At 67.4% G+C, this 26,037-nt stretch carries 20 protein-coding genes; 14 read left to right on the plus strand and 6 right to left on the minus strand.

Annotation, left to right across the window (positions count from 1 at the left end; translation table 11 throughout):
- Positions 1–7 precede the first annotated feature (7 nt).
- On the plus strand, positions 8–1,507 hold the full coding sequence (locus tag AC1RWI_RS16490; protein ID WP_052494413.1) for an efflux transporter outer membrane subunit: 1,500 nt from the start codon (positions 8–10) through the stop codon (positions 1,505–1,507).
- A 71-nt stretch (positions 1,508–1,578) separates the two neighbouring features.
- On the opposite strand, the gene AC1RWI_RS16495 is transcribed toward AC1RWI_RS16490, so the two are convergent.
- From AC1RWI_RS16495 to AC1RWI_RS16510, 4 genes are all read right to left on the minus strand, one after another.
- Positions 1,579–2,772 (minus strand): pyridoxal phosphate-dependent aminotransferase, encoded by a 1,194-nt coding sequence (locus tag AC1RWI_RS16495; RefSeq protein ID WP_492867515.1) that lies wholly within the window; start codon positions 2,770–2,772, stop codon positions 1,579–1,581.
- Positions 2,773–2,891: 119 nt separating this feature from the next.
- Positions 2,892–3,227, minus strand: a complete 336-nt coding sequence (locus AC1RWI_RS16500) for a hypothetical protein (RefSeq protein WP_492867517.1) — start codon at positions 3,225–3,227, stop codon at positions 2,892–2,894.
- Positions 3,228–3,401: 174 nt separating this feature from the next.
- Positions 3,402–9,293 carry an excinuclease ABC subunit UvrA gene (uvrA, locus tag AC1RWI_RS16505; RefSeq protein ID WP_492867519.1) on the minus strand — a complete coding sequence of 1,964 codons (5,892 nt, stop codon included), beginning with the start codon at positions 9,291–9,293 and terminating at the stop codon, positions 3,402–3,404.
- Positions 9,294–9,636: 343 nt separating this feature from the next.
- Positions 9,637–10,989 (minus strand): cytochrome-c peroxidase, encoded by a 1,353-nt coding sequence (locus tag AC1RWI_RS16510; RefSeq protein WP_043343519.1) that lies wholly within the window; start codon positions 10,987–10,989, stop codon positions 9,637–9,639.
- A gap of 389 nt (positions 10,990–11,378) precedes the next feature.
- Here AC1RWI_RS16510 and acpA point away from each other — a divergent pair, with 389 nt between their 5' ends.
- Complete coding sequence (gene acpA, locus AC1RWI_RS16515) at positions 11,379–13,517, plus strand: acid phosphatase (protein ID WP_492867521.1); 2,139 nt, start codon at positions 11,379–11,381, stop codon at positions 13,515–13,517.
- Positions 13,518–13,710: 193 nt separating this feature from the next.
- Here the strand turns inward: acpA and AC1RWI_RS16520 are convergent, their stop codons facing one another.
- Entirely contained in the window at positions 13,711–14,463 is a 753-nt protein-coding gene (locus AC1RWI_RS16520) for a GntR family transcriptional regulator (protein WP_043343513.1), read from the minus strand.
- A 159-nt stretch (positions 14,464–14,622) separates the two neighbouring features.
- On the opposite strand from AC1RWI_RS16520, the gene AC1RWI_RS16525 reads away from it, so the two are divergent.
- The 5 genes from AC1RWI_RS16525 to AC1RWI_RS16545 all read left to right on the plus strand — a co-directional run bounded on the left by AC1RWI_RS16525 (position 14,623) and on the right by AC1RWI_RS16545 (position 19,114).
- On the plus strand, positions 14,623–14,904 hold the full coding sequence (locus AC1RWI_RS16525; RefSeq protein ID WP_006159396.1) for a UxaA family hydrolase: 282 nt from the start codon (positions 14,623–14,625) through the stop codon (positions 14,902–14,904).
- 47 nt (positions 14,905–14,951) lie between these two features.
- Positions 14,952–16,127 (plus strand): UxaA family hydrolase, encoded by a 1,176-nt coding sequence (locus tag AC1RWI_RS16530; protein WP_492867524.1) that lies wholly within the window; start codon positions 14,952–14,954, stop codon positions 16,125–16,127.
- The gene (locus AC1RWI_RS16535) at positions 16,127–17,062 is read left to right on the plus strand and encodes a hydroxyacid dehydrogenase (RefSeq protein ID WP_492867526.1); all 936 of its coding nucleotides are present in this window, start codon (positions 16,127–16,129) and stop codon (positions 17,060–17,062) included. Before AC1RWI_RS16530 ends, AC1RWI_RS16535 begins: the two co-directional genes overlap by 1 nt.
- Positions 17,059–18,063, plus strand: coding sequence for an Ldh family oxidoreductase (locus AC1RWI_RS16540; protein WP_492867528.1), 1,005 nt, complete (start codon positions 17,059–17,061; stop codon positions 18,061–18,063). The genes AC1RWI_RS16535 and AC1RWI_RS16540 overlap by 4 nt, the downstream gene beginning before the upstream one ends.
- Before the next feature lie 67 nt (positions 18,064–18,130).
- The gene (locus AC1RWI_RS16545) at positions 18,131–19,114 is read left to right on the plus strand and encodes a Bug family tripartite tricarboxylate transporter substrate binding protein (RefSeq protein ID WP_492867530.1); all 984 of its coding nucleotides are present in this window, start codon (positions 18,131–18,133) and stop codon (positions 19,112–19,114) included.
- A 27-nt stretch (positions 19,115–19,141) separates the two neighbouring features.
- On the opposite strand, the gene AC1RWI_RS16550 is transcribed toward AC1RWI_RS16545, so the two are convergent.
- Entirely contained in the window at positions 19,142–20,083 is a 942-nt protein-coding gene (locus tag AC1RWI_RS16550; RefSeq protein ID WP_043343499.1) for a LysR family transcriptional regulator, read from the minus strand.
- Positions 20,084–20,285: 202 nt separating this feature from the next.
- Between AC1RWI_RS16550 and AC1RWI_RS16555 the strand changes: the two genes are divergently transcribed.
- The 7 genes from AC1RWI_RS16555 (at position 20,286) to AC1RWI_RS16585 (ending at position 26,018) form a co-directional block, all read left to right on the plus strand.
- Complete coding sequence (locus tag AC1RWI_RS16555) at positions 20,286–20,999, plus strand: succinate dehydrogenase/fumarate reductase iron-sulfur subunit (RefSeq protein WP_043343496.1); 714 nt, start codon at positions 20,286–20,288, stop codon at positions 20,997–20,999.
- Positions 20,996–21,349 carry a succinate dehydrogenase gene (locus tag AC1RWI_RS16560; RefSeq protein ID WP_043343495.1) on the plus strand — a complete coding sequence of 118 codons (354 nt, stop codon included), beginning with the start codon at positions 20,996–20,998 and terminating at the stop codon, positions 21,347–21,349. The genes AC1RWI_RS16555 and AC1RWI_RS16560 overlap by 4 nt, the downstream gene beginning before the upstream one ends.
- Positions 21,346–21,699 (plus strand): succinate dehydrogenase, cytochrome b556 subunit, encoded by a 354-nt coding sequence (gene sdhC / locus AC1RWI_RS16565; RefSeq protein ID WP_492867533.1) that lies wholly within the window; start codon positions 21,346–21,348, stop codon positions 21,697–21,699. Before AC1RWI_RS16560 ends, sdhC begins: the two co-directional genes overlap by 4 nt.
- Before the next feature lie 65 nt (positions 21,700–21,764).
- Entirely contained in the window at positions 21,765–22,760 is a 996-nt protein-coding gene (locus AC1RWI_RS16570) for a Bug family tripartite tricarboxylate transporter substrate binding protein (RefSeq protein ID WP_043343490.1), read from the plus strand.
- A gap of 41 nt (positions 22,761–22,801) precedes the next feature.
- Positions 22,802–23,677: a fumarate hydratase gene (locus AC1RWI_RS16575; protein WP_492867535.1), complete on the plus strand. Its 876-nt coding sequence runs from the start codon at positions 22,802–22,804 to the stop codon at positions 23,675–23,677.
- Between the two features lie 2 nt (positions 23,678–23,679).
- A complete protein-coding gene (locus AC1RWI_RS16580) occupies positions 23,680–24,294 on the plus strand; it encodes a fumarate hydratase C-terminal domain-containing protein (protein WP_043343483.1) in 615 nt (204 codons plus the stop codon).
- A complete protein-coding gene (locus tag AC1RWI_RS16585; RefSeq protein WP_043343479.1) occupies positions 24,291–26,018 on the plus strand; it encodes an L-aspartate oxidase in 1,728 nt (575 codons plus the stop codon). The genes AC1RWI_RS16580 and AC1RWI_RS16585 overlap by 4 nt, the downstream gene beginning before the upstream one ends.
- Positions 26,019–26,037: the final 19 nt, after the last annotated feature.

A 26,037-nucleotide genomic window follows, 5' to 3' on the forward strand; every position in this document is an offset into this window, starting at 1 on the left:
GCCTGCCATGCATGCCTCGCCACACGGTAAATCCACATCCCGCACGGCTCTCGCCGTACTGGCGGCAGCCATGCTTTCGGCCTGCGCGGTGGGCCCGGACTTCACCGCGCCGGCAGCGCCCGCCGCGCCGTCCTATACCGAGGGCACGCAGCCAACGCGCACCAGCGCCGCCGACGCACCGCACGGCCAGGCGCAAACGCTGGAGAGCGGCGCCGATGTGCCGGCGCAATGGTGGACGCTGTTGCGCAGCCCCGCGCTGGACCGCGCCATCCGCGCGGCGCTGGACGCCAGCCCGACGCTGGCGCAAGCACAGGCCCGCATCGAACAGGCGCGCCAGGAACTGGTGGCCACCACCGGCGCGCGCCTGCTGCCGCGGGTGGACGCCAAGCTCAACACCACGCGCCAGCAGGTCGACGTCAACTCACTCGGCATCACCGCCTTTCCCAGTCCCGGGCCGTTCACGCTGTACGGCGCCAGCGTGGCAATCTCCTACACGCTTGACCTGTTCGGCGGCCAGCGCCGCGAGCTCGAAGGCCTGCGCGCGGCGGTGGACTACCAACGCTTCGAGCTGGAAGCCGCGCGCCTGACGCTGGCCGGCAACGTGGCCACGGCCGCCATCCGCGAGGCTGGCTTGCGCGCGCAGATTGCCGGCACCGAGGCCATCGTGGCGGCACAGCAGCGCCAGCTCGCCATCACCGAGCAACGCTTGCGCGCCGGCGGCGTGGCGCAGGTGGACGCGCAGCGCCAGCGCAATGAACTGGCGCAGAGCCAGGCCTTGCTGCCGGGCCTGGCGCAGCAGCTTGCGGCCACGCGGCATCAGCTTGCCGTGTATCTGGGACAGGCGCCCGCAAGTGCCCAGCTGCCCGAGTTCCGGCTGGAAGATCTCACCTTGCCCGCCACGCTTCCGGTGAGCCTGCCCTCCGCCATGGCAAGGCGGCGCCCGGATATCCGCGCGGCCGAGGCGCTGCTGCACCAGGCGTCGGCCAATATCGGCGTGGCCACCGCGCAGCGCTACCCGCAGCTCACGCTGTCCGGCAGCGCCGGCACGCAGGCGCTCTCCGCGCGCGATCTGTTTGGCAGCCTCAACGTGTGGTCGCTAGCCGCGGGACTGGCGCAGCCGGTGTTCCGGGGCGGCGAGCTGGTGGCGCGCAAGCGCGCGGCGCAAGCGGCCTACGCGCAATCGCTCGCGGCCTACCAGCAAACGGTGCTGCAGGGCCTGCGTGAAGTCGCGGATTCGCTGCGCGCGCTGCAGGCCGATGCCAACACCTTGCAGGCGCGCGCCGACAGTGCGAAGCAGGCCGCCGATACGCTATCGATCGTGACCGGCCAGTATCGGCTCGGCGGCGTCAGCCAGCTTGCGGTGCTCGATGCCGAGCGGCAGTACCGGCAGGCCGCGCTCGCACTGTCGCAGGCTACCGCCAGCCGCTTTACCGATTCCGTGGCCCTGCTGCAGGCGCTAGGGGGCGGCTGGTGGCAGGCGGAGGCGGAGGCGGCCGCTGCGCAGTAAAGCGCTAGCGGTGCCGTCTCAACATGAAGATGGCGCACGCCAGCCCGATCGCACCGCGAACGGCGCAGCGCTCACCGCCCCAGAAACCCGCGCAACCGTCGCACACCCTCATCCAGCCTCGCCGGATCACACGCATAGCACCACCGCACAAAGCCCTCCCCCTCGTCCCCGAACGCACTCCCCGGCGCCAGCCCGAGCCGTGCCTCGCGCACCAGCTGCTTGCACAGCGCAAGACTGTCGCTGGCGCCGGCCAGCCGGAAGAACACATACATGGCACCCTCGGGCGCATGCACATCCACGCCCGGCACCACAGCCAACGCACCCACCAGGTGATCGCGCGCCGCGCGCAGCCTGCCGACCAGCTCACGGGTAAAGGCCTCGCCCTCCCGCACCGCCACAATGCCGGCTTCCTGCACGAAGGACGGCGCGCACGACGTGTTGTACTCAACCAGCTTGCCCAGGTCGTCGGTGAGCGCTGCGGGCAGCACCATCCAGCCCAGCCGCCAGCCGGTCATCAACCAGGCCTTGGAGAACGAGTTGACGCAGATCACCCGCTCGTCGCGGCTGGCGATATCCAGGAACGACGGCGCGATGGCGCCATCGCCTTTGCCGTAATACAACCGCTCGTACACTTCATCGGCAATGATCCAGATGCCATGGCGCCGGCAGTGCGCGAGCACCGCTTGCTGGTCCGCGCGCGACATCACCCAGCCGGTAGGGTTGTTCGGCGAGTTGATCATCAGCAAGCGCGTATCTGGCGTCAGCGCGGCCAGCAGCTTGTCGAGATCCAGGGTCCAGCCGTGCGCGCCGTAATCGAGCGAGACGGTTTCCACCTCGGCGCCAAGGATCTTGGGGATTTCCACCAGGTTGGGCCACAGCGGCGTGACGGCAACCGCGCGGTCGCCGGGCCCGGCCACCAGTTGGGCGGCCAGCATCAGCGCGTTGACGCCGGCGCTGGTCACCACCACGTTGTCCAGGGCGGTGGCGCCATGCAGCGCGCTGACGTAGTCAGCGAGCGCGCTGCGCAGCGGGGCGATGCCCAGGTTGTGCGTGTAGAACGTCGCCCCGCCGGCCAGTGCCCGGCTGGCGGCGTCGCGGATAAAGGCGGGCGTGACCTGGTCGGATTCGCCGAACCAGAAGGGCAGCACGTCGGGCAGGCCGATGCCGGCATTGGCCACCTCGCGGATGCGCGAGGCGCGCAGGTGATGGACGGTGGCGCGGGCTGCGGCCGGGGCGCACGCAAAGCCGGACGGGCTGGTGGACATCTGGGCTCCTTGCGGTGTAAGGGTCGGACTGCGGTTCGGACTACGGAACCCACAGAGCGTACCGCAAAGGCACTGACGCCGGTATGCCCGGCAGCATGCCGAGCTGCCGGGCTGGCGGGCTAACGCCCGGGCCCGGCGGAATCGTCCTGCTGCGGCCAGCCGGGTTTCATCCGCAGGCCAAAGCTGCTGCGCGGCTGGACGTCGCGCTCGGGGCGTAACGCGTATTGGTCGTGGTTGACCTGCGGCGCGGTGGTGGCTTGCTGAACGGCCCGGGAGGTTGGCGTCGTCGCCGAGGCCGCGCGCTTGCCCGCCTTGGCAGGCGCGCGTACGCCGCTCGCGTCCAATGCGCCAGCGGGTGCCGCCAGCGCGGATGCGCTGGCCAGGGCGAGCCATAGCGCCGCCACGATGGCGGGTAGGCGGAGGAGGGAGAAAAGGAAAAGGGGTTTTGCTATCACGCTGTCATGCGGCGGCGACGCATGGCCTGCCCGGCCGCCACCTCTGTGGCGCACGGCTGGACCGGCGGCGGCCGCCAGTTGCTGAATCCGTCATTGTGTCAGCTACCGGGGCCGCCGGGTGAAAACGGCCTGCAGCCTCGCCCTCCGGGCAGGGGCGAGGCCGCCGCGCTGGCTTTACTGCGCCGCCGCAAGGCGGTGCCTGGCGTCGTTGCCGCTCTCTGGCGTTGCCTTGCCAGCCGCCTTGCCGCGGGCCAGCACCGGCGCCAGCGCCGCGCCGGTGTGGCTGGCCCGCACCCGCACCAGCCCCTCGGGGTCGGTCGCGGCGACAATGCCGCCGCCCGCCACGCCGCCTTCCGGGCCCAGGTCGAGGATCCAGTCAGCCTCGGCGATCACGTCGAGATCATGCTCGATCACCACCACGCTGTGCCCGCCATCGGCCAGCCGGTGCAGCACGCGGATCAGCTTGGCCACATCGGCCATGTGCAGGCCCACGGTAGGCTCATCCAGCACGTACAGCGTGTGCGGCGCCTGCTGCCCACGGCGGGTGATGTCGTCCCGCACCTTGGACAGTTCGGTCACCAGCTTGATGCGCTGCGCTTCGCCGCCGGACAGCGTGGGCGACGGCTGGCCCAGCGTCAGGTAGCCCAGGCCCACGTCCTTCATCAGCTGCAGCGGGTGCGCGATATTGGACATGGCGGAGAAGAACTCCACCGCCTCGTCGATCTCCATGGTCAGCACGTCGCCGATATTCTTGCCGCGCCAGGTGACCGCCAGCGTCTCCGGGTTGAAGCGCTGGCCGTGGCAGACATCGCAATGCACCTTCACGTCCGGCAGGAAGCTCATGCCGATGGTGCGCACGCCTTGCCCCTCGCAGGCCGGGCAACGCCCGTCGCCGGTGTTGAAGGAAAAGCGCGAGGCGGAATAGCCGCGCGCCTTGGCCTCCAGCGTCTGCGCGAACAGCTTGCGGATGGTGTCCCACACGCCGATATACGTGGCCGGGCAGGAGCGCGGCGTCTTGCCGATCGGGGTCTGGTCGACCTCCAGCACGCGGTCGATGCTTTCATACCCGGTGATGGACTCGCAACCCTGCCAGTTGTGCGTGACCTCCAGCTTGCGGCGCGGCTCGGTGCGCGCCGTGGCTTGCGAGCGCGCGGGCGCCTCGCTGCCAGCCGCCTTGCGCGCGCGCCGCGTGGCCGGCGACGACATCACCGAGCGGCCCACCGCGTCGAGCAGGTTGGCCATCAGCACATCGCGCGCCAGCGTGGACTTGCCGGAACCGCTGACGCCCGTGATGGCGACCAGCCGCGCCAGCGGAATGCTGGCGGTCACGTTGCGCAGGTTGTGCTTCGTGGCGTTATGCACGGTCAGCCAGCGCTCGGGTACGGCCTCGTTGTTCTTGCCCGCCGGCGTCACCTCACGGCGCGGCTGCAACGGATGCAGGATCGGTTGGGCGAGGAACTGCCCGGTGAGCGAATCCGCACTGGCCGACAGCGCGGCCACGCCGCCTTGCGCCACCAGCGTGCCGCCGCGCTTGCCGGCGCCGGGGCCGATGTCGATGATGTGGTCGGCGCGGCGGATGGTGTCCTCGTCGTGCTCCACCACCACCAACGTGTTGCCCTTCTCGCCGAGCTTGCGCAGGGCGTCGAGCAGGATCTGGTTGTCGCGCGGATGCAGCCCGATGGTGGGCTCGTCAAGCACGTAGCACACGCCCTGCAGGTTGCTGCCAAGCTGCGCCGCCAGCCGGATGCGCTGCGCCTCGCCGCCGGACAGGCTGGGCGCGGCGCGGTCCAGGCTGAGGTAGCCCAGGCCGACCTCCTCCAGGAACTGCAGGCGGCTGCGGATCTCGCTCACCACATCGCGCGCGATCTCGCCTTCGCGCCCGGCCAGGTGCAGGCCCTGCACCCAGCGGTGCGTGTCGGAGACCGTCCACTGCGCCACTGCCACGATGGGGTGCGTGTCGAAGGTGACCGCGCGCGCCACCGGGTTCAGCCGCGTGCCGCCGCAGTCCGCGCAGGGCGTATCGGCGACGTCATCGGGCTCCTGCTGCTCCGAGGGCAGCGTCTGCTCGCGCCCGCGGTTGTCGTCGGCCATCACGGTGTCGTCGTAGGCCGCACGCTGCTCGCGCGTGAGGGTCAGGCCGGTGCCCACGCAGCTGGTGCACCAGCCGTGCTTGCTGTTGTAGGAGAACAGGCGCGGGTCCAGTTCCGGATAGCTGGTGCTGCACACCGGGCAAGCGCGCTTGGTGGAGAACACCGTGGTGCTGCCGACGCGAGCGGTGCCGCCGTTGCCCATGGCATGCTGCAGGCCATCGAGCGGCGCCAGCAGGTGCATCACGCCCTTGCCGGCTTCCAGCGCCTGCCCGAGCAGCGCGCGCAATGCGGCTTCGTTGTCCGCGGACACGATGATGTCACCCACCGGCAGTTCGATGGTGTGCTCGCGGAAACGGTCCAGGCGCGGCCACGGGTCCACCGGCAGGAATTCGCCGTCCACGCGCAGGTGCGTGTTGCCGCGCGCCTTGGCCCATTTGGCCAGGTCGGTATAGACACCCTTGCGGTTGACCACCAGCGGCGCCAGCAGGCCCACATGCTGGCCCTTGTAGTCGCGCAGCAATTGCGCCGCGATGGACTCGGGGCTTTGCGAAGTCACGGGCGTGCCGTCGTGGATGCAATGCTGGATACCCAGCTTCACATACATCAGCCGCAGGAAATGCCAGACCTCGGAAGTGGTCGCCACCGTGCTCTTGCGGCCGCCGCGCGACAGGCGCTGCTCGATGGCCACGGTGGGCGGAATGCCGTACACCGCGTCCACCTCCGGGCGCCCGGCGGGCTGCACGATGGAGCGCGCGTAGGCATTGAGGGATTCGAGATAGCGGCGCTGCCCTTCATGGAACAGGATGTCGAAGGCGAGCGTGGATTTGCCCGATCCCGACACACCGGTGATCACATTGAACTTGCCGTGCGGGATATCGACGTTGAGCGCCTTCAGGTTGTGCTCGTGCGCGTTGACGATGCGCACCACGTCCTCGCCTTCGATGGCGCGGCGCGCGCGCGCCGCGCGCAAGGCGGCCTGCAAGGGCACGCCCGCATCCTGCGCGACAAAGGCATGGCCGACGGCGCGGTCGTATTGCAGCAGCGCCTTGCCGGTATGCGAGTGCGCGCAGCGCTTGACGTCTTCCGGCGTGCCCACGCACAGCACTTCACCGCCGGCATCGCCGCCCTCTGGGCCGAGGTCGATGATCCAGTCGGCGGCGCGCACCACGTCGAGGTTGTGCTCGATCACGATCAGCGAGTGGCCGCCATCGAGCAGCTTGCCGAAAGCACGCATCAGCTTGGCGATGTCGTCGAAGTGCAGCCCGGTGGTGGGCTCGTCGAACATGAACAGCTTGCACTCGTACGGCATCGGCTTGACGCGCGTATTGCTCGCCTGCGCGGTCTCGGCCAGGTAGCCGGCCAGCTTCAGCCGCTGGGCCTCGCCCCCCGACAATGTCGGCACCGGCTGGCCCAGCTTCACATACTCCAGGCCCACGTCGACGATCGGCTGCAGCACGCGCAGCACCGCCGCGTCGCCAGCAAAGTACGCCACGGCCTCGCTCACGGTCAGCTCGAGCACATCGGCCACGCTGAGCGCGCGCGGCGGCTGGCCCGGCAGCGCGCGCTCGATCTTCACTTCGAGGATTTCCGCGCGGTAGCGCCGTCCATCGCAATCCGGGCAGCGCAGGTAGACGTCGGAGAGGAACTGCATCTCGACGTGCTCGAAGCCCGAGCCGCCGCAGGTGGGGCAGCGCCCGTCGCCCGAGTTAAAGCTGAACATGCCGGCGGTATAGCTGCGCTGCAGCGCCATTGGCGCCTTGGCGAACAGCTTGCGGATCTCGTCGAAGGCCCCCACATAGCTGGCAGGGTTGGAGCGCGCGGTCTTGCCGATGGGCGACTGGTCGACGAACACCACGTCGGCCACCTGTTCCGCGCCCGTCAGGCTGCGAAAGGCGCCGGGCGCATCCGTGGACTTGCCGAACTGGCGCGCCATGGCGGGATACAGCACGTCCTGCAGCAAGGTGGACTTGCCCGAGCCGGAAACGCCGGTCACGCACACCAGCCGCTGCAGCGGGATCTCCACGGTGACGTCGCGCAGATTGTGCTCGGAGGCGCCTTCGAGCACGATGCGCGGCGTCGCGGCGTCGACCGCGCGCGGCGTCCAGCGGGAGAGATCGGTCACCTGGCGATGGCCGGCAAGATATTCGCCGGTGAGCGTGCCCGAGCCGCGGATATCGGCGGGCGTGCCGTCAAAGATGATGTTGCCGCCGCGCTCGCCCGGCCCTGGGCCCATGTCGATGAGCCGGTCTGCCGCGAGCATCACCGAAGGATCGTGCTCCACCACCACCAGCGTATTGCCGGCGTCACGCAGGCGATGCATGGCCTCGACGATGCGGTTCAGGTCGCGCGGGTGCAGGCCGATGCTGGGCTCGTCCAGCACGAACAACGTCTTGACCAGCGAGGTGCCGAGTGCGGTGGTGAGGTTGATGCGTTGCACCTCGCCGCCGGACAGCGTGCGGCTCTGGCGGTCCAGCGTCAGGTAGCCCAGGCCCACGTCGCACAGGTATTTCAGGCGCGTGCGCACCTCGGCCAGCAGCAGCTTGAGCGCATCATCAAGCATCAGGCTCGGCAGCGTTAGCTCGTCGAAGAACTTGCGGATGCGCTCGATCGGCATCAGCATCAGGTCGTGCACGGTCAGCCCCGGCAGCGCTTCGAGCTGCGTGCGGTCCCAGTCCACGCCGCGCGGCGCGAAGCGCTTCTGCGGCGCGCATACGGCGTCCGCACCCGGCTTGCTGCCCAGGCGCCACAGCAGCGCCTCCGTCTTGAGCCGCGCGCCGCCGCAGGTCTCGCACGGCGTATAGCTGCGGTACTTGGACAGCAGCACGCGGATATGCATCTTGTAGGCCTTCGACTCCAGGTAGTCGAAGAAGCGCTTGACGCCATACCAGTGCGTATTCCACTTGCCGTTCCAGTCCGGCGAGCCGTCGATGACCCAGGCCCGCTCGGCCGGGGTGAGGCTGGACCACGCCACGTCGCGCGGGATGCCCGCCTTGGCGGCGTAGCGCATCAGGTCGTCCTGGCACTCCTTCCAGGCCGGCGTCTGCATCGGCTTGATGGCGCCGCCGCGCAGCGTCTTGCGCTCGTCCGGGATCACCAGGCCGAGGTCCACGCCAATCACGCGGCCGAAGCCGCGGCAAGTCTCGCAGGCGCCGTAGGCGGAGTTGAAGGAGAACAGCGCGGGCTGCGGATCGGCATAGCGGATATCGCTTTCCGGGCTGTGCAGGCCGGTCGAGAACCGCCACACCTGCGCCTGCGCACCCTCGTTGGCCGCGTCGGTCACGTAGACATTGACCCGGCCGCTGCCGCGCTTGAGCGAGGCCTCGATGGCTTCCAGCACCCGCACCTTCTCGGTATTGCCCAGGCGGAAGCGGTCGGCCACCACGTCCAGCACCTTGCGCGGGCCGGTGGGCGAAGCCACCACGCGCTGCGCCTGCACACGCGTGTAGCCGCTGACGGAGAGCCACTGCTCGATCTCGGCATCGGTGGTGGTTTCCGGCAGTTCCACCGGAAAGGTGACCACCAGGCGCGGATCACCCTGGGCGGCACGTGCTTGCAGCTCCGCGTAGATGGTCTCCGGCGAGTCATGCCGCACGGGCTGCGCGGTCTGGCGGTCGAACAGCTCAGCGGCGCGCGCGTACAGCAGCTTCAAGTGATCGTTGAGCTCCGTCATCGTGCCGACCGTGGAGCGCGAACTGCGCACCGGGTTGGTCTGGTCGATGGCGATGGCCGGCGGCACGCCGTCCACCCGGTCCACCTGCGGCCGGTCCATGCGGTCCAGGAACTGGCGCGCGTAGGCGCTGAAGGTTTCGACATAGCGCCGCTGCCCTTCGGCGTAGAGCGTATCGAACACCAGGCTCGATTTGCCCGAGCCCGACGGCCCCGTCACCACGGTCATTTCGCCGGTGTGCAGATCGAGGTCGAGATTCTTGAGATTGTGCTGACGGGCTCCGCGGATACGGATGACACCGGATGACATGGGATGCGTCCTTTAAGGCGTGGCTAGCTGATGGCTTGCGTGCGGCGTGCGATTGGCGAAGACAGGCCTGGCGGGGCACACGAGCCCCGGGAGCGCGGCGAAAGCCATCGCGAATCGCGGTATTGGTACGGTCAGGCCGCTATCCTATCCTGAAGGGCGGCAGCGTGCCGCGCGCTGACGTGTGGCGCTGACATCTCCTGACAGAACGGTGTCAGGAGGAAATGGGGACGGATTGAAAAAAGGAAAGGCCTGCGAGGCGCCCGGCGCGCTGCCGGGCGCTTGCCCACCCTCCAATGCGTGCTAACCCGTCAGTACCGGCAGACAGCCACTGCCGCCAGGGCTCTCAATGGGCTGCAGGCAAGCGGTAGCCGTCGTTGAGGGTCTTCAGGAACGCGATGACGTCGCGGATCTCCGCCTCCGACAGCGCGGCCTTGCTGCCTGGCGCGCCGCCAAACGGCGGTTCCATATTGACATTGTCACGATACCGCGCCGGCAGGTCGTCGAACTTGTCGATGCTGCCGTCGGCCTTGCGCGGGTACCACTTGCCGGGATTGCTGTCCCGTTGCACGTAGAAGCGCAACACCTCTTCTAGCGAATGAAAGGCGCCGTTGTGGAAAAAGGTCTTGCGTTGCGCCACGTTGCGCAGGCCGGGGGTGCGGAACAGGCCACAGTATTCGGCGCGCGCCTTCAGGTCGGTGCGATCCGGCCCGCACAGGCCCATGTCGAAGAAGGCCGGATCGGCATTGACCGCCAGCTTGCGGTTGCGCGGCACGCCCAGCGCGATGAAGCCAAAATCGCTGAAGGCGGGAAAGACGCCATCGGCGCTGATCGCGCTGGGGTGGCAGGCCGCGCAGTTGCCCTTGGCGGGATCGTTGAACAGGTGCAGGCCGCGCGCCTCCTGCTCGCTCAGCTTGACCTGCCTGCGCAGGAACGCATCGTACTTGCTGCTGTAGGGATAGAACTCGGACGGCGTTTCCTGGAACACTTCGAGCGCCATCAGCGCGGCCTGGAAGGCTACCTCGTCGCGCTCCAGGATGTCGGCGCCAAACACCTCGCGCAAGGTCTGCGCATGCTTGCCGGTGCGCAGCCTGGCGGCCACCGCCGCCGCGTCCGCGTTCGCCATCTCATGCGGGGACAGCAAGGGAATGCCGGCCTGCTCGTGCGTGGAAGACGCCCGCCCGTCCCAGTTGTGGCCGCCGGTAGGGCCCTGGTCTTCGCTGTCGTTGCCGTCGTTCTCGTGGAAATGCTCGGAGAACGGCGGCACGTTCTGCACATAGCGCAGCGACGGCGCCGCGCGCGCGCCGGCACGCAGCATGTCGGGGCCGCCCAGTTGCACCGACAGGTCGTTGGCCGGCCCATAGGCGTGTTCCGGGCTGTGGCAGCTTGCGCACGCGAGCCGGCCGGACGCCGACAATGCGGGATCAAAGAACAGCGCCTTGCCAAGCGCGGCCATGGCCGGCACCTGCGGCCGGCGCGTTGCCATCATGGTGTAGAACGCGTCGGCATAGGCTGGCCGCGAAGGCGCGCCGTCCTGGCTGGCCGCCGGCGCGGATGCCGGGGCCGGGGCCGCGGCCACGCCCTCCTGTGCGGACTTGCCACAGCCCGCAAGGGTCAGGGCGATAGACAGCAGCAAGGCCCCGTTGGCAAAGCGGCGGATCGGCGAAGAAACTGGCGGCAGAACAAAGCGCGGTGGCATCTGTGCGGCGAAGTGGAATGGCCCGGGCGGAATGGGTGCGGCAGCCCAGGCACAGGAAATTCAGGAACGGGCTGCCACGCTAGTGTCCTGAGTCTGAAATTCGTTGAAGAAATAAGTTGCCCGAGAAGGCGTGCGAGCCTAGGAGCGAAGCGCAGCAAGGCTGGTGCCTTGCGAGCATTCGTGACGACGGATCGTGCGTCTTATCGGGCGACTTACTCAACGAATTTGTGATTCGGGACACTAGCACGCGTGCATGACAGCGACGTGTCATGCGTGGCGGATATCTTTCTCTCGTCCCGGCGCCATCATCAATCTGACATGGAGCGGCGCGAGAATCGCGCGGCTGTCCCAAAAAAACCGCCTTACACATAACGAAAAAAGGATATTCCATGCGCCGAGCCTTAAGACTTTATCCCCTCGCAGCGGTAGCCGCCGCCACCATGGCCGCCTGCGGCGGCAGCGACTCCACTGCTGCCCTCACCACCTCGGGCGTGGTGACCGGCAGCTATTTCGAGCACGCCAAGGTCTGCATCGATGCCAACAACAATGGCAAGTGCGAAAGCACGGAGACCAGCACCTACACCGACAAGAACGGCGCCTTTACGCTCACCGGCCAGGGCGCGATCACCGCCGAGATCGGCAGCGACGCCTTCCGCAACGATGACACCGGCGGCCACGCAGCCGTGACCCGTCCGCTGGTGTTCCGCGCACCGGCCAGCGCCAACGGCGTGCTCAGCGCCATCACGACCGAACTGGTCGCGCTCATGGAGTCCAACGGTGGCGACCTCACCGCGGCCAAGGCACGTCTGGCCGCACGCATCGGCGTGACGGCGGACAAGCTGCTGGCCGACCACAACAAGGAAGCCGACAAGGCCATCAAGGCGACCCTGCAGGCGGAGATCGATCAGACCATCGACCTGATCGCCGACTCGGTAGCCGGCGGCGGCGACATCGCCCACGCGCTGCGCGACGGCGTCGCCAAGCGGGTCGCCCTCGACAACATCAAGACCGTGGTGGTGATCTATGCCGAGAACCGCGGCTTCGACAATCTCTACGGCCTGTTCCCGGGCGCCAACGGCATTCCTGGCGTGAACCCCGCCTCGACCGGCACCGTCGAGCCGCAGAAGGACTTCGACGGCTCCGTGCTGCCGGTGCTGCCGCCGACCTGGGGCGGGCTCACCGCGGCAGGGCAAGCCGTGCAGCTGCCGCAGGCCAGCACCGCCAACTGGGCGAACAAGCCGTTCCAGATCGACACCCCGCTCGCGTCTGGCGGCGTCAACGGCAGCGGCGTGGAAATCTCGCAATCCGTCACCACACGCGATCTGGTGCACCGTTTCTACAACAACCAGATGCAGATCAACGGCGGCAAGAACGACAAGTACGCCGCGTTCTCGGACGCGGGCGGCCTGTCGATGGGCTATTACGACGGCAGCCAGATGCAGATGTGGCAGCTCGCCAAGCAATATGTGCTGGCCGACAATTTCTACATGGGTGCCTTTGGTGGCTCGTTCCTGAACCACCAGTACCTGATCTGCGCCTGCGCGCCGCAGTACCCGAACGCCGACGCGGCCACCTCGCCGGCCAAGGCCTCGATCTCCGCGATCGACGTCGACGCCAACGGCAACTTCGTGCGCCTGACCCCCGGCACCGGCAACCCCGCCTCGGTCCTCTCCGGCAAGGCGGTGTACCAGAACGACAGCACGCTGACGCCCAAGGACGCCAGCGGCATGTTCTACGCGGTCAACACCATGCAGCCGGACTACCAGCCGAGCGGCAACAAGCCCGCCGCCACCGATGCCACGGGCCTCTACGCCGACCCCACCAAGGCGACCACGCTGCCGCCGCAGACCCAGGCCACCATCGGCGACCTGCTGAACGCGCGCGGCGTGAGCTGGGCCTGGTACGCCGGTGCCTGGGCCAAGGCCACGCAGGACCCGACCGCCATCTACAACAACACCGTGCCCAACTTCCAGGCGCACCACCAGCCGTTCAACTACTACGCCAACTTCGACCCGGTCACCCAGGCCGCCAACCGCAGCGCGCACCTGAAGGACTTCGACAGCCAGTTCCTGCAGGACGCCGCCGCCGGCAACCTGCCTGCGGTCACCTTCTACAAGCCGCAGGGCAACCTGAACCAGCACCCCGGCTACGCAAGCGTGGCCGACGGCGACAAGCATATCGCCAGCGTGATCGCGCAGCTCCAGCAGAGCCCGCAGTGGAAGAACATGCTGATCCTCGTCACCTACGACGAAAACGGCGGCTTCTACGACCACGCGCAGGTGCCCACCGGCGACCGCTGGGGCCCGGGCACGCGCATCCCGGCGATCCTGGTGTCGCCGTATGCAAAGAAGGGCTTTATCGACCACACGCAATACGACACGGCCTCGGCGCTGCGCTTCATCACCCGCCGCTTTGTCCTGCCGACCCTGCCGGGCCTGCAGCAACGCGATACCGCCCTGCTCGCCAACAAGGGCAAGGCCATGGGCGACCTGACCAACGCGCTGGACTTCACGGCCATGCCGCACTGAGCGCGGATGAAGGCCCGAGGCACTAGCCGAAGCCGAAGCCGAAGCCGAAGCCGAAGCCGGAGGATAGGCCAAGGCCGCCTGCAATGACGAAGGCTGTTGCTCCCTCTCGCACAAGCGCAAGAGGGAGCAAACCGCCTTCGAAGCTGGCTCCGAGGTTAAGCAGTTACAGCCATACCGCGCGGCGTACCGCCAATCAGCTCTCTTCCTTCGGCATCTGCGACACGATGAACTCGTGCTCCTCCGTGTTCAACGTCGACACCCGCCACTCCACCGGCTGCCGGTGGTAGGAAAACGCCACGCGGTGAATGCGCATCAGCGGCGCGCCCGGCTCCACGCCGAGCAATGCCTGCTCCCGCTCCGTGGCCAGCACCGAGCGCAACCGCTCCTCGGTCTGGATCACGTTGACGCCAAACGCTTCCTGGTAAAAGTTGTACAAGGTGTTGGGCCGGCCGCGTAACTGCGCCTCGGTCAGCCCGGCAAACAGCCGCTCCGGCAGCACGATGTCGTCGATCATCACCGGCCGCTCATCCAGCGACAGCACGTTGGTTAGCTGAAACGCGCGCGCGCCGGCCTCCAGCCCAAGCAGCGTGCACACACTCTTGTCGGCCTTGATCTTGCGGAACGACTCCAGCTCCACGGTCGGGTAGCCGCGATGGCCGTCGAGGTGGGCCACCTTGAAGAAGCGGAAGAAATGATCGTCGCGCCGGTGCGTGGCCACGAAGGTGCCCCGCCCCTGGTGCCGGATCAGCAGGTTTTCCGCCACCAGTTCGTCGATGGCCTTGCGCAGCGTGCCGATCGACACGCCGAAGCGTTCGACCAGTTTTTTCTCCGACGGTATCGCCTCGCCGGGTTTCCATTCGCCATCGGCCAGCGCCTGCAATGCATGCCGTTTCACGTCCTTGTAGAGGACGCCACCGGGCGCGGGGATATCTCGTAGGTTGCTCATGGCTTGGTGCTTTTTTTGGATAGTTGGAATGTACCAGAGATTAACTCATACAACTCATACATATGACATAGTTGACACAAATGAATTGAGAACCTATCCTTTGTTCCATCGGTTGCCGCTCACCGCATGCTGCGCCGTAACAAAAACCAAGGAGGAGCAATGATTCACGTAGTGCTGCACGATGCAAAAGACACGGTCGCCGTAGCGGTGGTCGAGGGGATCGAGGCCGGGACCGAGCTGAACGCCTGGATCATGGACGAGGACAAGGTCATCACGGTGGTTGCCAAGCAGCCCATTCCGATTGGCCACAAGGTCGCGCTGCGCGACATGGAAGTGGGCCAGACCGTCTTCAAGTACGGCATCGACATCGGCAAGGTGGTTGCGCCCATCACGGCCGGCGACCACGCCCACGTCCACAACATCAAGACCAAGCGCTGGTAAGCCGCGCCGCGCCCCGTCCCCCAAAACCACATACCGAGAAAACATCCATGTCCGTCATCGACAACCAGACCACCTTCCGGGGCTATCGCCGCGACAACGGCCGCGTCGGCGTGCGCAATCACGTCATCATCCTGCCGCTGGACGACCTCTCCAACGCCGCTGCCGAAGCCGTTGCCGTCGCCATCAAGGGCACGATGGCGATCCCGCACCCGTACGGCCGCCTGCAGTTCGGCCCCGACCTCGACCTGCACTTCCGCACCCTGATTGGCGCGGGCAGCAACCCCAACGTGGCGGCCGTGGTGGTGATCGGCATCGAGGATGGCTGGACCAAGAAGGTGGTGGACGGCATCGCCAAGACCGGCAAGCCGGTGGTGGGCTTTGGCATCGAAGGCCACGGCGACCACGACACCATCATGCGAGCCTCCAAGGCCGCCAAGGAATTCGTGCAGTACGCCACCGGCCTGCACCGCGTGGAGTGCCCGATCAGCGAACTATGGATCTCGACCAAGTGCGGCGAATCCGATACCACCTCCGGCTGCGGCGCCAACCCGACCGTGGGCAACGCCTTCGACAAACTGCATCCGCTGGGCACCACGCTGGTATTCGGCGAGACCTCTGAGCTCACCGGCGGCGAGCATATCGTGGCCGCGCGCTGCGCCAACGACAAGGTGCGCGACGACTTCATGAAGATGTTCAACCGCTACCAGGGCATGATCGACCGCTGGAAGACCACCGATCTGTCCGAATCGCAGCCGACCAAGGGCAATATCGCCGGCGGCCTGACCACGATCGAAGAGAAAGCGCTCGGCAATATCCAGAAGATTGGCAAGAAATGCACCGTGGACGGCGTGCTGGACAAGGCCGAAGAGCCGACCGGTCCCGGCCTGTGGTTCATGGACTCGTCCTCGGCCGCGGCGGAAATGGTCACGCTGTGCGCGGCGTCGGGCTATGTCGTGCACTTCTTCCCGACCGGCCAGGGCAACGTCATCGGCAACCCGATCGTGCCGGTCATCAAGCTGTGCGCCAATCCGCGCACCGTGCGCCTGATGAGCGAGCATATGGACGTGGACTGCTCGGGCCTGCTGCAGCGCGAGCAGACGCTGGACCAGACCGGCGACAAGCTGCTCGAATGCATGATGGCCACCATCAACGGCCGCTGGACCGCCGCGGAAGCGCTGGGCCACCGCGAGTTCGTGCTCACGCGCATCCACGAGTCCGCCTGATGAAACAGGTCTGCATCAGCGAGTTCATGGACGCCGATGCCGTGGCGGTGCTGGACGCTTGCGTCCGGCTGCGCTACGAACCGGGCTGGGTCGACCAGCGCGATGCCCTGCTCGGCGCCTTGGCGCAGACCGATGCGCTGATCGTGCGCAACCGCACCCAGGTCGACACCGAACTGCTCGACGCCGCGCCCGCGCTGCGGGTGGTCGGCCGGCTTGGGGTGGGGCTGGACAATATCGACGTCAAGTCCTGCGAGGCGCGTGGCATCCGCGTGATTCCGGCCACCGGCGCCAACGCGCGCTCGGTGGCCGAGTATGTGGTCACGACCGCGCTGATGCTGTTGCGCGGCGCCTATCAGAGCGACGCCGCCATGGTGGCGGGAAAGTGGCCGCGCGCGCGCCTGTCGGAGGGCCGTGAGGCACTCGGCAAGACGCTCGGCCTGATCGGTTTTGGCGATATCGGCCGGCTGACCGCGCGGCTTGCGCAGGCACTGGGCATGCAGGTGGTGGCGCACGACCCCGCACTGCCTGGCGATCATCCGGTCTGGCGCGATACCGGCGTGCAGCCGATGAAGCTGGAGGCACTGCTGGCCAGCGCGGATGCGGTGAGCCTGCATGTGCCGCTGGTGCCGGCTACGCGCCATCTCATCAATGCGGAGCGCCTGCGCGGCATGAAGCGCGGCGCGGTCCTCGTCAACACCGCGCGCGGCGGCGTGGTCGACGAGACTGCGCTGGCGGCGGCGCTGCACGAGGGGTTGCTGGCGGGCGCCGCGCTCGATGTCTTCGAAGCGGAACCGCTAGGTGCGGGCGGTATCCTGGCGCACGCGCCGAACCTGGTGCTGACGCCGCATATTGCCGGCGTCAGCTTCGAGGCCAATGTGCGCGTGTCCATGATGATTGCGGACGCAGTCAAGAATGCATTGGGAGTGCAGAGATGACCGCCTTTCGGGCAGAAGAACTGGAACAACTCGCCGCGAACGCGCTGAGAAGCGCGGGTGCCAGCGCGGCGCAGGCAGGCCCCACCGCGCACGCGCTGGTGCAGGCCGACCTCGCCGGGCTGCCGTCGCACGGGGTCTCGCGCGTGCCGATGTATGTGGCGCACCTGCGCCACCAGCGCGTGAACGGGGACGCTCAGCCCACGGTAGCGCGACAGACGCCCGGCACCACGCTGATCGACGCGCAAGGGGGCTTCGCCTTTCCCGCCTGCGCGCAGGCGGTCTCGGCCGCCATCGCCAGCGCCCGCGAATGCGGCATTGGCGCCGGCGTGGTGACCAACAGCCACCACGCCGGCGCCGTGGCCCTGCATCTGGACCCGGTGGCGCAGGCTGGCATGATCGGCATCGCCATGGGCAATTCGCCAGCCGCCATGCCGGCCTGGGGCGGGCGCACGCCGCTGTTCGGCACCAATCCGATCGCGGCCGTGTTTCCTCGCCGGGATGCCGCTCCACTGGTCATCGACCTGTCGCTCTCGGAGGTCGCGCGCGGCAAGATCATGGTCGCCGCCAAGCAAGGCCAGCCCATCCCCCTGGGCTGGGCGCTCGATGCCGATGGCAAGCCCACCACCGATGCGCAGGCCGCGTTGCGCGGCTCGATGCTGCCCGCGGGTGGCGTCAAGGGTGCGATGCTCGCCTTGCTGGTGGAGACATTGATCGTGTCGCTCGCCGGCGCCCACTTCGGCGCGGAAGCCGATTCCTTCTTCGAGGACGCCGGCAACCAGCCACGTATCGGCCAGTTGTTCCTGGCCTTCAATCCGGGCGGCTTCGCAGGCGATGCCGCCTATCATGCCCGCCTCGAAGCCCTGATCGCTGCCATGCTGTCGGACAGCGGCACCCGCCTGCCCGGCACACGGCGCATCGACGCGCACGCCAAGGCGCGCGAGCACGGCATCGAGATCCCCGAAGCACTGGAAAAGGAGTTGCGCAAGCTAGCTCAAGCCTGACCAAAGACTGACCGCACCGCATCCACGGCGCCCGCCAGAAGGCGCCGGTCCCACCAAAGGAGACACCATGCATTGCACCTTCCTCCGGCGCATAGCCGCCCCGTCGCTGTTTGTGCTCACGCTGCTTGCCGGACCGGCCGCAGCCAGCAGCACACCCGCAGCCTTCCCGGCCAAGCCGGTCCGCTATGTCGTTCCGTTTGCGGCAGGGGGCCTCACCGATATCTCGGCGCGACAGGTCGGCCAGTACCTGGCAGAGGAATGGAGGCAGCCGGTGGTAGTGGAGAACAAGCCCGGCGGCAATGCGAATATCGGTGCCGAGCAGGTCGCCCGCGCCAGCGCCGACGGCTACACCTGGCTGGCGGTCACGCTGGCGCATTCATCCAACGTCACGCTGTTTCCCCGCCTGTCATTCAATATGCAGAAGGACCTGGTGCCGGTGGCGCGCATCGCCTCGTCGCCGATGATGGTGGTGGTGCCTGCCAGCTCGCCGATCAAGTCGCTGAAGGATCTGGCGGAAGCGGCGCGCAAGGGCCACCTGACCGCCGGCTCCAGCGGCAACGGCACGCCGCCGCACCTGGCGCTGGCGCTGTTCGAGCGGATCACCAAGACCACCATCACCCACGTGCCCTACAAGGGCGGCACGCCATCCATGACCGACCTGATCGGCGGCCAGATCGACGTGGTGTTCTCCAACTTCCCTGAATCGCTGCAGAACGTCAAAGGTGGCAAGCTGCGCGCCTTGGCGGTGACGACGCGCGAGCGCCATCCGCTGATGCCGGATGTGCCGACGGTGGCCGAAGCCGGCTTTCCCGATCTCATCGTGGAGAACTGGACGGGCCTGATGATGCCCGCCGGCACGCCGCAAGCCGTGATCGACAAGATCGGCAACTCGGTGACCAGCATGCTGGAGGTGAAGGGCGTGCGCGAGCGCATCATCGCCAGTGGATTCACGCCGGCACCGATGGCCAGCGCGGCGTTCACCACCTACTTCAATGGCGAAGTGACACGCTGGGCCAAGCTGATCAAGGAACAGGACATTCACGCCGACTAAGGCACGCGGCGCTTGCGCCTTCAGTCTTCAGTCTTCATCAAGAGGCGGCGTACCCATTGGTGCGGCCTCCGGCGGCCCGCCGCCGCGAATCGCACCGCTTTGCCGGAAATATCCCTTGATGACATCCGTAAATGCCAGGCGTGCATGCGTCGTGCGTTCCAGCAAGCCAACGCGGCGCCGCACGTCGACACCGTCGAGCGGCACCAGGCGCAACAACCTGTCGCCCTCCCAGGTGACGTTGGCCAGCTGCGGCACGATGGACACGCCGAAGCCCTGCCGCACCAGTTCGATGATCGCCTCGTTCGAATTCAGCTGCATGCTCTCGTTCACGGTCACGCCGCACTGGTCCAGCACCTCCTGCACCAGGTTGCCGGTCCACGTGCCCGGCTCGAAACGGATGAATGGCGCCTCGGCAAGCATCTCGCGGCTATCGTCCGGCAGGAAGAAATGCGGGTGGCGCGGCACGATCAGCACCATCGGCTCGGTATATAGCTCGGTCCACACCAGATTCCTTGCCAGCGGGCGCGGCGAGCGCGTGACCACCGCGGCATCCAGGTCGCCGTGTTCCACCTTGAGTGCGAATTCGGCTGAGAGGCCGGCGAAGAGCCGCACGTCCAGACGCGGGTGCTCCTGCTTGATCGCCCACAAGGCGTCGGCGAACGCGCCCATCAGCACCGACACCAGAGCACCGATCGCCACCGTTCCGGAGAGGCCATCCTCTCGTCCGGAGGCAAGTGCTTCATATCGCTGCACCAGCGCTTCGAGTTCCGGCACCAGCGCGCGGCCGGCGGGATTGAGAATCGCCGCGCGCGCATTGCGGTCGAACAGCTGGCAGTTCAGGTCTTCTTCCAGCGCGCGGATCTGCAATCCGACCGCGGCGGGCGTCAGCCCGATCTGCTTGCCCGCCGCCGCGAACGTCCCACACCGTGCCACGGCGAGGAACGTCTTGAGGGTGCGGATGGAAGGCATTGCGGCTCCGGGATGGCAGTGCGGGGAAAGCGGTCGCGCCAGGTCCGGCGCGCGCGAAGAGAAAGAAATTCTTTATCTGGACAAGAGAATTACTAGCTTTTTGCTTGCCGCGCAATCCGGAACAATACGAGCGGACCGCCCGTATCGACAAGCCCCGCAGACACCGCAGCGGCGCACCGAAAACCCTCCCCCAATCGATCCCATGACTACTCTCAACGTTCGTGTATGGCGCGGCAACGAGGACGGCCAATTCGCCTCCTACCAGGTGCCGCGCAGCGCCAGCCAGACGGTACTGGACGTGGTGACCTACATCCAGCGTCACCTCGAGCCGGACCTCGGCTACCGCTTCGCCTGCCGCGTCGGCATGTGCGGCTCATGCGCGATGACCGTCAACGGCAAGGCGCGCTGGAGTTGCCGCACGCACGTCGCCAAGGTCGTGCAGGGCGACGCACTCGAGATCGCCCCGCTGTCGAACCTGCCCGTCATCAAGGACCTTGCCACCGACATGACGGCCTTCTTCGACAAGTGGGCCGCCGCCAAGGGGCAGTTCAAGGGCGCCGCCACGCGCCACGATGCATTCGCCAGCGTCGAGCCCGCCTCCCCCGCGCGCAAGGCCGCGGATGCCGGTATCGAGTGCATCGGCTGCGGCGTCTGCTACGCCTCTTGCGATGTGGTCGGCTGGCGCCCCGATTATCTCGGCCCGGCCGCGATGAACCGCGCGTGGACGCTGGTCAACGATGTGCGCGACGTGGTGGGCACCGAACGCCTGCGCGCCGTTGCGGGCGACGCCGGCTGCCACAGCTGCCATACGCAGGGCTCCTGCACCGAGCGTTGCCCCAAGCAACTTGCGCCGACGGCGGGCATCGCCGGACTCAAGCGCATTGTCGCCAAGGCCGCCATCAAGGGGGAGCTATGAACATGGCCATTTCGGTCGGTACCCAGGCCAGGCTGTGGTACTGGCAGCGCATCAGCGCCATGGTGCTGGCGCTGTGCGTGGTGGGACATCTCATCGTCATCATGGTCGCCGTGCGTGGCGGACTCTCCGGTGCCGAGGTGCTGGCACGCACGCGTGGCAACTGGGCCTTCGGCGTCTTCTACACCTGCTTCGTACTGGCCTGCACGGTGCATGTGCCTATCGGCCTGATGCGGGTGGCAGAGGAATGGCTGGCATGGCGTGCGCGCAGCGTGGTGACGGCGGCATGGCTGTTTGCCGCCGTGCTGGGATTGGCAGGCCTGCGCGCCGTCTACGCGGTGGTGATGCCATGAAGAAAAACGACATGCGCGCGCGCAACCATGCCGCCTATTGGGCCTTCCTGATCCACCGGCTTTCCGGCCTCGCGCTGGCGCTGTTCCTGCCAGTGCATTTCTGGGCGCTCGGCCATGCCATCCGGGGCGAGGCAGCGCTCGACGGCTTCCTGAAACTCACCGACAACCCGCTGTTCAAGGCCGCTGAGTGGGGACTGGTGATCCTGCTCTCGCTGCACATGATGGGCGGCATCCGGCTCCTGCTGATCGAGTTCCGGCCGTGGACGGGCCTGCGCAAGGACTGGGTTGCACTCAGTCTCGGCGCCGGGTTGTGCACCGGGCTGGCCTTCATGCTCTCGCTGTTTTCGTAGGTTCGCAACGATGAGCGCCGCCGGCTGAAGTGGCGCCATTCCCACAACACCAAAGGAGACCACCCATGACGCTTTCCCCGAAGTCCACGAGCCGCCGGCGCTGCCTTGCGCTCTGCCTTGGCACGGCCGCAGTGCTTGCGGCCGGCAGCGCGCAGGCGGATGCATGGCCGACTCGCCCGGTCACCATGATCGTGCCGTTCGCCGCAGGCGGCAGCACGGATGTGCTCGGCCGCGTGATCGGGCAGAAGCTGAGCGAGATGTGGAAGCAGACCGTGGTGGTCGAGAACCGTCTGGGCGCGGGCGGCGCCGTGGGCGCGCAGGTCACCGCGAAGGCGGCGGCCGACGGCTATACGATGATGCTGGCCTCGGGCAGCATGTTCACCGTCAACCCGTTCATCTATCAGCGGCTGCCCTACAGCGCCAAGGACTTCACCTTTATCACCAACGTGGCCAGCGGCCCGATGCTGGTCGTCGTCAACCCCGGTGTGCCGGCCAAGAACCTGAAGGAACTGATCAGCCTGGCGAAGTCCCAGCCGGGCAAGCTCAATTTCGGCTCCGCGGGTACCGGCAGCCAGGTGCACATGGCGGGCGAGGCCTTCGCCGATGCCGCCGGCATCGACATCGCGCACGTGCCTTACAAGGGCGAATCGCTGGCCTACAACGACCTGATGGCGGGTCAGCTGCAGCTGATGGTGGGCAACATCGCGGCGGCCTCGCAGTTTGTGAAGGGTGGCAAGCTACGCGCGCTCGCGGTCACCGGCACCGAGCGCTCGCCCATGCTGCCCGACGTGCCGACTGTGGCTGAAGCCGGCCTCACCGGCATGGAGAGCGTGACCGGCTGGTTCGGCTTCGTGATGCCGGCAGGCACGCCACCGGCGATCGTCAGCAAGGTGCAGCAGGACACGGTCAAGGTGCTGGCGGATCCCGATACCCAGGCACGGCTGCTCGCACAGGGCATGAAGCCGGTCGGCAACACGCCGCAGCAACTAGGCGCGGCCATCGCCACGGAATCGCAGCGATGGGAAAAGATCGTCAGGAACCGCAACCTGACGGCCAACTGAGCGCCAGCCAGACACATCCAAGCCGAGCATCGAGGACAGGCATGAACATTGATCTCTCCCTACTGGAAGACGCGGCCAGGGAACTGTACATCCGCGCGCTGAAGATACTGCCGCCTGACGTCAAGGACGGCATCGCGCAACTGCAGGAGAACGAAACCTCCGCCACCGCGCGCAGCGTCCTGGCCACCATGAGCAAGAACATCCGCATCGCGCAGGAGACCGACAACCTGCTGTGCCAGGACACCGGCGTGCCGATCTACAACATGACGATCGGCACCGGCATCGCGGTCGACGGGCATGCGTTCAAGCAGGCCATACGCCGCGGCTGCGAGCGCGCCACGCGCGAGCACCCGCTGCGCTCTTCCGTGGTACATCCGCTGACCCGCAAGAACAACCACACGTCTTGCGGCATCGAGGTGCCGGTGATCCACATCGACTTCGACGACACGCCCGGGCGCATGACGCTGGCGATGGTGCCCAAGGGCAGCGGCTCGGAGAACAACTCCTTTCTCAAGATGGCGATCCCCGCCGAAGGCATGGATGCCATCAAGACCTTCGTCATCGACAGCGTGATCGCCGCCGGCGGCAAGACTTGCCCGCCGACCATCGTCGGCGTGGGCCTGGGCGGCACATCGGACCTGTGCGTGGCGCTGGCCAAGCGCGCTGCGACTCGCGCGCTCGGCACGCGATGCGCGGACCCGGACGGCGCCGCGCTCGAAGCGGAACTGTCGCGGGCCGTGAACCAGCTCGGTGTCGGCCCGCAGGGCCTGGGCGGCGATGCAACCGCCTTCGCGGTGCATATCGAACTGGCCTCGACGCATATCACGATGAACCCCATTGCCGTCAACATGCAGTGCCATTCCGCGCGGCGCGCTTGTGCCACCTTCACCGCTGACGGCATCAGCTACGGATTCTGACCATGGCGCACTACGAGCTCTCCACGCCCGTGACGGAGGCACAGATCCGTCAACTGCGCGTCAACGACACGGTGACCTTGCAGCGTACGCTGTTCGGCATCCGCGACGCCACCCAGATCCATATGTTCGACCGCGGCCGCACGACGCGCCTTGATCTCCGCGGCCACGCGGTCATCCATACCGCGCCCAATGTGCGCAGGGTGCCGGCCTGCCCGGAGCATCCCGCCGGCTACCAGCCGATCTGCATCGGCACCACCACCTCCGACCGCATGGAGCGCTTCACCCGGCCGCTGATGACGCGCAATGGCGTACGCATGATCGTCGGCAAGGGCGGCATGCGTGAAAGCTCGCTCGATGCATTCCGCGAGTTGGGCGGCGTGTACCTGGCAATCATCGGCGGCACGGCGGCGCTGGAGACCACGTGGATAGAGCAGATCGAGGATGTCGATCTCGACGACCTCAATCCCGAATCGCTGTGGCGCTTCCGCATCCGCGATTTCGGCCCGCTGCTGGTGGCCATGGACAGCCACGGCAACAGCCTCTACACCGCCGTCAAACAGAACACCGCGGACCGGCGCGCCGCCGTGCTGGCCAGCCTGGGAGTGGCAAAGCCATGAAGACCATCGAGCGACTGCAGACTGATGTGCTGATCCTCGGCTCCGGCGGCGCGGGCCTGTTCGCCGCGCTGCATGCGCACCAGCAGGCGCCGGAACTGTCCATCACCGTGGCCGTGAAAGGGCTGCTGGGCAAGTGTGGCTGCACCCGCATGGTCCAGGGCGGCTACAACGTGGCGCTGGCGCAGGGCGACTCCGTCGAGCGCCATTTCATGGACACCGTGGAAGGCAGCAAGTGGCTGTCCGACCAGGACCTGGCGTGGACGCTGGTCACCAAGGCGGTCGAGCGCATCCACGAACTCGAGAACGAACTGGGTTGCTTCTTCGACCGCAACCCGGACGGCACGGTCCACCAGAAGGCATTCGCCGGACAGACCTTCGACCGCACCGTGCACAAGGGCGACCTGACCGGCATCGAGATCATCAACCGCCTGGCCGAGCAGGTCTGGAGCCGCGGCATCAACCGGCTCGAAGAACACCGTGCCGTCGAGCTGATCAAGACGCCGGACGGCAAGTCGTTATCCGGCGTGCTGATGATCGACATGCGCAGCGGCGAATTCGTCTTCGTGCAGGCCAAGGCCGTGCTGCTGGCCACGGGCGGCGGGCCGACCATGTACAAGTTCCACACGCCCTCGGGCGACAAGAGCTGCGACGGCCTGGCGATGGCGCTGCGCGCCGGCCTGCCTCTGCGCGATATGGAGATGGTGCAGTTCCATCCCACCGGACTGCTGGCGGGCAAGGACACGCGCATGACCGGCACCGTGCTGGAAGAAGGCTTGCGCGGCGCTGGCGGCTACCTGCTCAACGGCGACAAGGAACGCTTCATGCACAACTACGATCCGCGCGGCGAACGAGCCACGCGCGACATCGTGTCGCGCGGCATCTATGCCGAAATGCGCGCGGGCCGGACCTCACCCAACGGCGGCGTGTATATCCAGATGGGGCACCTCGGGCCCGACAAGGTGCGCAAGCAGTTCAAGGGCATGGTCGAGCGCTGCGGCGACTGCGGCTTCGACCTCGCCGGCGATCTCGTCGAGGTGGTGCCCACCGCGCACTACATGATGGGCGGCGTGCAGTTCCGCCCCGACTGCGGCACGGAGCTGCACGGCCTGTTTGCCGCCGGCGAGGACACGGGCGGCGTGCATGGCGCGAACCGCCTGGGTGGCAACGGCGTCGCCAACTCAACCGTGTTTGGCGGCATCGCCGGCGACAGCATGGCCGCCTGGACGCGGCAGAACAACGTGCCGCGCGCGCCCGACGAAGCCGCGATCGCCGCTGCCATCGCCGCCATGGAAGCGCCGTTCGGCAAGCCGGCGGGCAGCCTGGAGCCGATCCGCGAGGCGCTGTTCGACTGCATGTGGGAGCACGTCGGCATCATGCGCACGCGCGACGGGCTGCTGCTGGCCCGTCAACGCCTGGCGGAACTGGGGCAGGCGCTGAAGGCAACCGGCGTCGCCGACGGCCATCGCGCGTTCAATGTCACGTGGCACGACTGGATGAACCTCAACAGCCTGATCGTCGTCAGCCAGGTCATCGTGGAAGCCGCCCTGTCCCGCGAGGATTCGCGCGGTGCGCATTTCCGCGAGGATCACCCGGCCACCGGCGACCTGCCCGGGTCCAGCTTCACCGTGGTGCGCCAGCGCGACGGCAAGCTGCAGCTGACCCGCTCTGCGGTGCAATTTACCCGCGTGACTCCGGGGCAGACGATCCTGGAGGGAGCTGCCTGATGTAGCGCGTAGGTGAAGG

It is taken from the genome of Cupriavidus sp. MPR-AND1C (assembly GCF_058809705.1).

Coding starts and splice junctions, on each gene's coding strand:
- AC1RWI_RS16490 (WP_052494413.1), top strand. CDS start 8: ATGCATGCCTCGCCACACGGTAAATCCACATCCCGCACGGCTCTCGCC.
- AC1RWI_RS16495 (WP_492867515.1), bottom strand. CDS start 2,772: ATGTCCACCAGCCCGTCCGGCTTTGCGTGCGCCCCGGCCGCAGCCCGC.
- uvrA (WP_492867519.1), bottom strand. CDS start 9,293: ATGTCATCCGGTGTCATCCGTATCCGCGGAGCCCGTCAGCACAATCTC.
- AC1RWI_RS16510 (WP_043343519.1), bottom strand. CDS start 10,989: ATGCCACCGCGCTTTGTTCTGCCGCCAGTTTCTTCGCCGATCCGCCGC.
- acpA (WP_492867521.1), top strand. CDS start 11,379: ATGCGCCGAGCCTTAAGACTTTATCCCCTCGCAGCGGTAGCCGCCGCC.
- AC1RWI_RS16520 (WP_043343513.1), bottom strand. CDS start 14,463: ATGAGCAACCTACGAGATATCCCCGCGCCCGGTGGCGTCCTCTACAAG.
- AC1RWI_RS16525 (WP_006159396.1), top strand. CDS start 14,623: ATGATTCACGTAGTGCTGCACGATGCAAAAGACACGGTCGCCGTAGCG.
- AC1RWI_RS16530 (WP_492867524.1), top strand. CDS start 14,952: ATGTCCGTCATCGACAACCAGACCACCTTCCGGGGCTATCGCCGCGAC.
- AC1RWI_RS16535 (WP_492867526.1), top strand. CDS start 16,127: ATGAAACAGGTCTGCATCAGCGAGTTCATGGACGCCGATGCCGTGGCG.
- AC1RWI_RS16540 (WP_492867528.1), top strand. CDS start 17,059: ATGACCGCCTTTCGGGCAGAAGAACTGGAACAACTCGCCGCGAACGCG.
- AC1RWI_RS16545 (WP_492867530.1), top strand. CDS start 18,131: ATGCATTGCACCTTCCTCCGGCGCATAGCCGCCCCGTCGCTGTTTGTG.
- AC1RWI_RS16550 (WP_043343499.1), bottom strand. CDS start 20,083: ATGCCTTCCATCCGCACCCTCAAGACGTTCCTCGCCGTGGCACGGTGT.
- AC1RWI_RS16555 (WP_043343496.1), top strand. CDS start 20,286: ATGACTACTCTCAACGTTCGTGTATGGCGCGGCAACGAGGACGGCCAA.
- AC1RWI_RS16560 (WP_043343495.1), top strand. CDS start 20,996: ATGAACATGGCCATTTCGGTCGGTACCCAGGCCAGGCTGTGGTACTGG.
- sdhC (WP_492867533.1), top strand. CDS start 21,346: ATGAAGAAAAACGACATGCGCGCGCGCAACCATGCCGCCTATTGGGCC.
- AC1RWI_RS16570 (WP_043343490.1), top strand. CDS start 21,765: ATGACGCTTTCCCCGAAGTCCACGAGCCGCCGGCGCTGCCTTGCGCTC.
- AC1RWI_RS16575 (WP_492867535.1), top strand. CDS start 22,802: ATGAACATTGATCTCTCCCTACTGGAAGACGCGGCCAGGGAACTGTAC.
- AC1RWI_RS16580 (WP_043343483.1), top strand. CDS start 23,680: ATGGCGCACTACGAGCTCTCCACGCCCGTGACGGAGGCACAGATCCGT.
- AC1RWI_RS16585 (WP_043343479.1), top strand. CDS start 24,291: ATGAAGACCATCGAGCGACTGCAGACTGATGTGCTGATCCTCGGCTCC.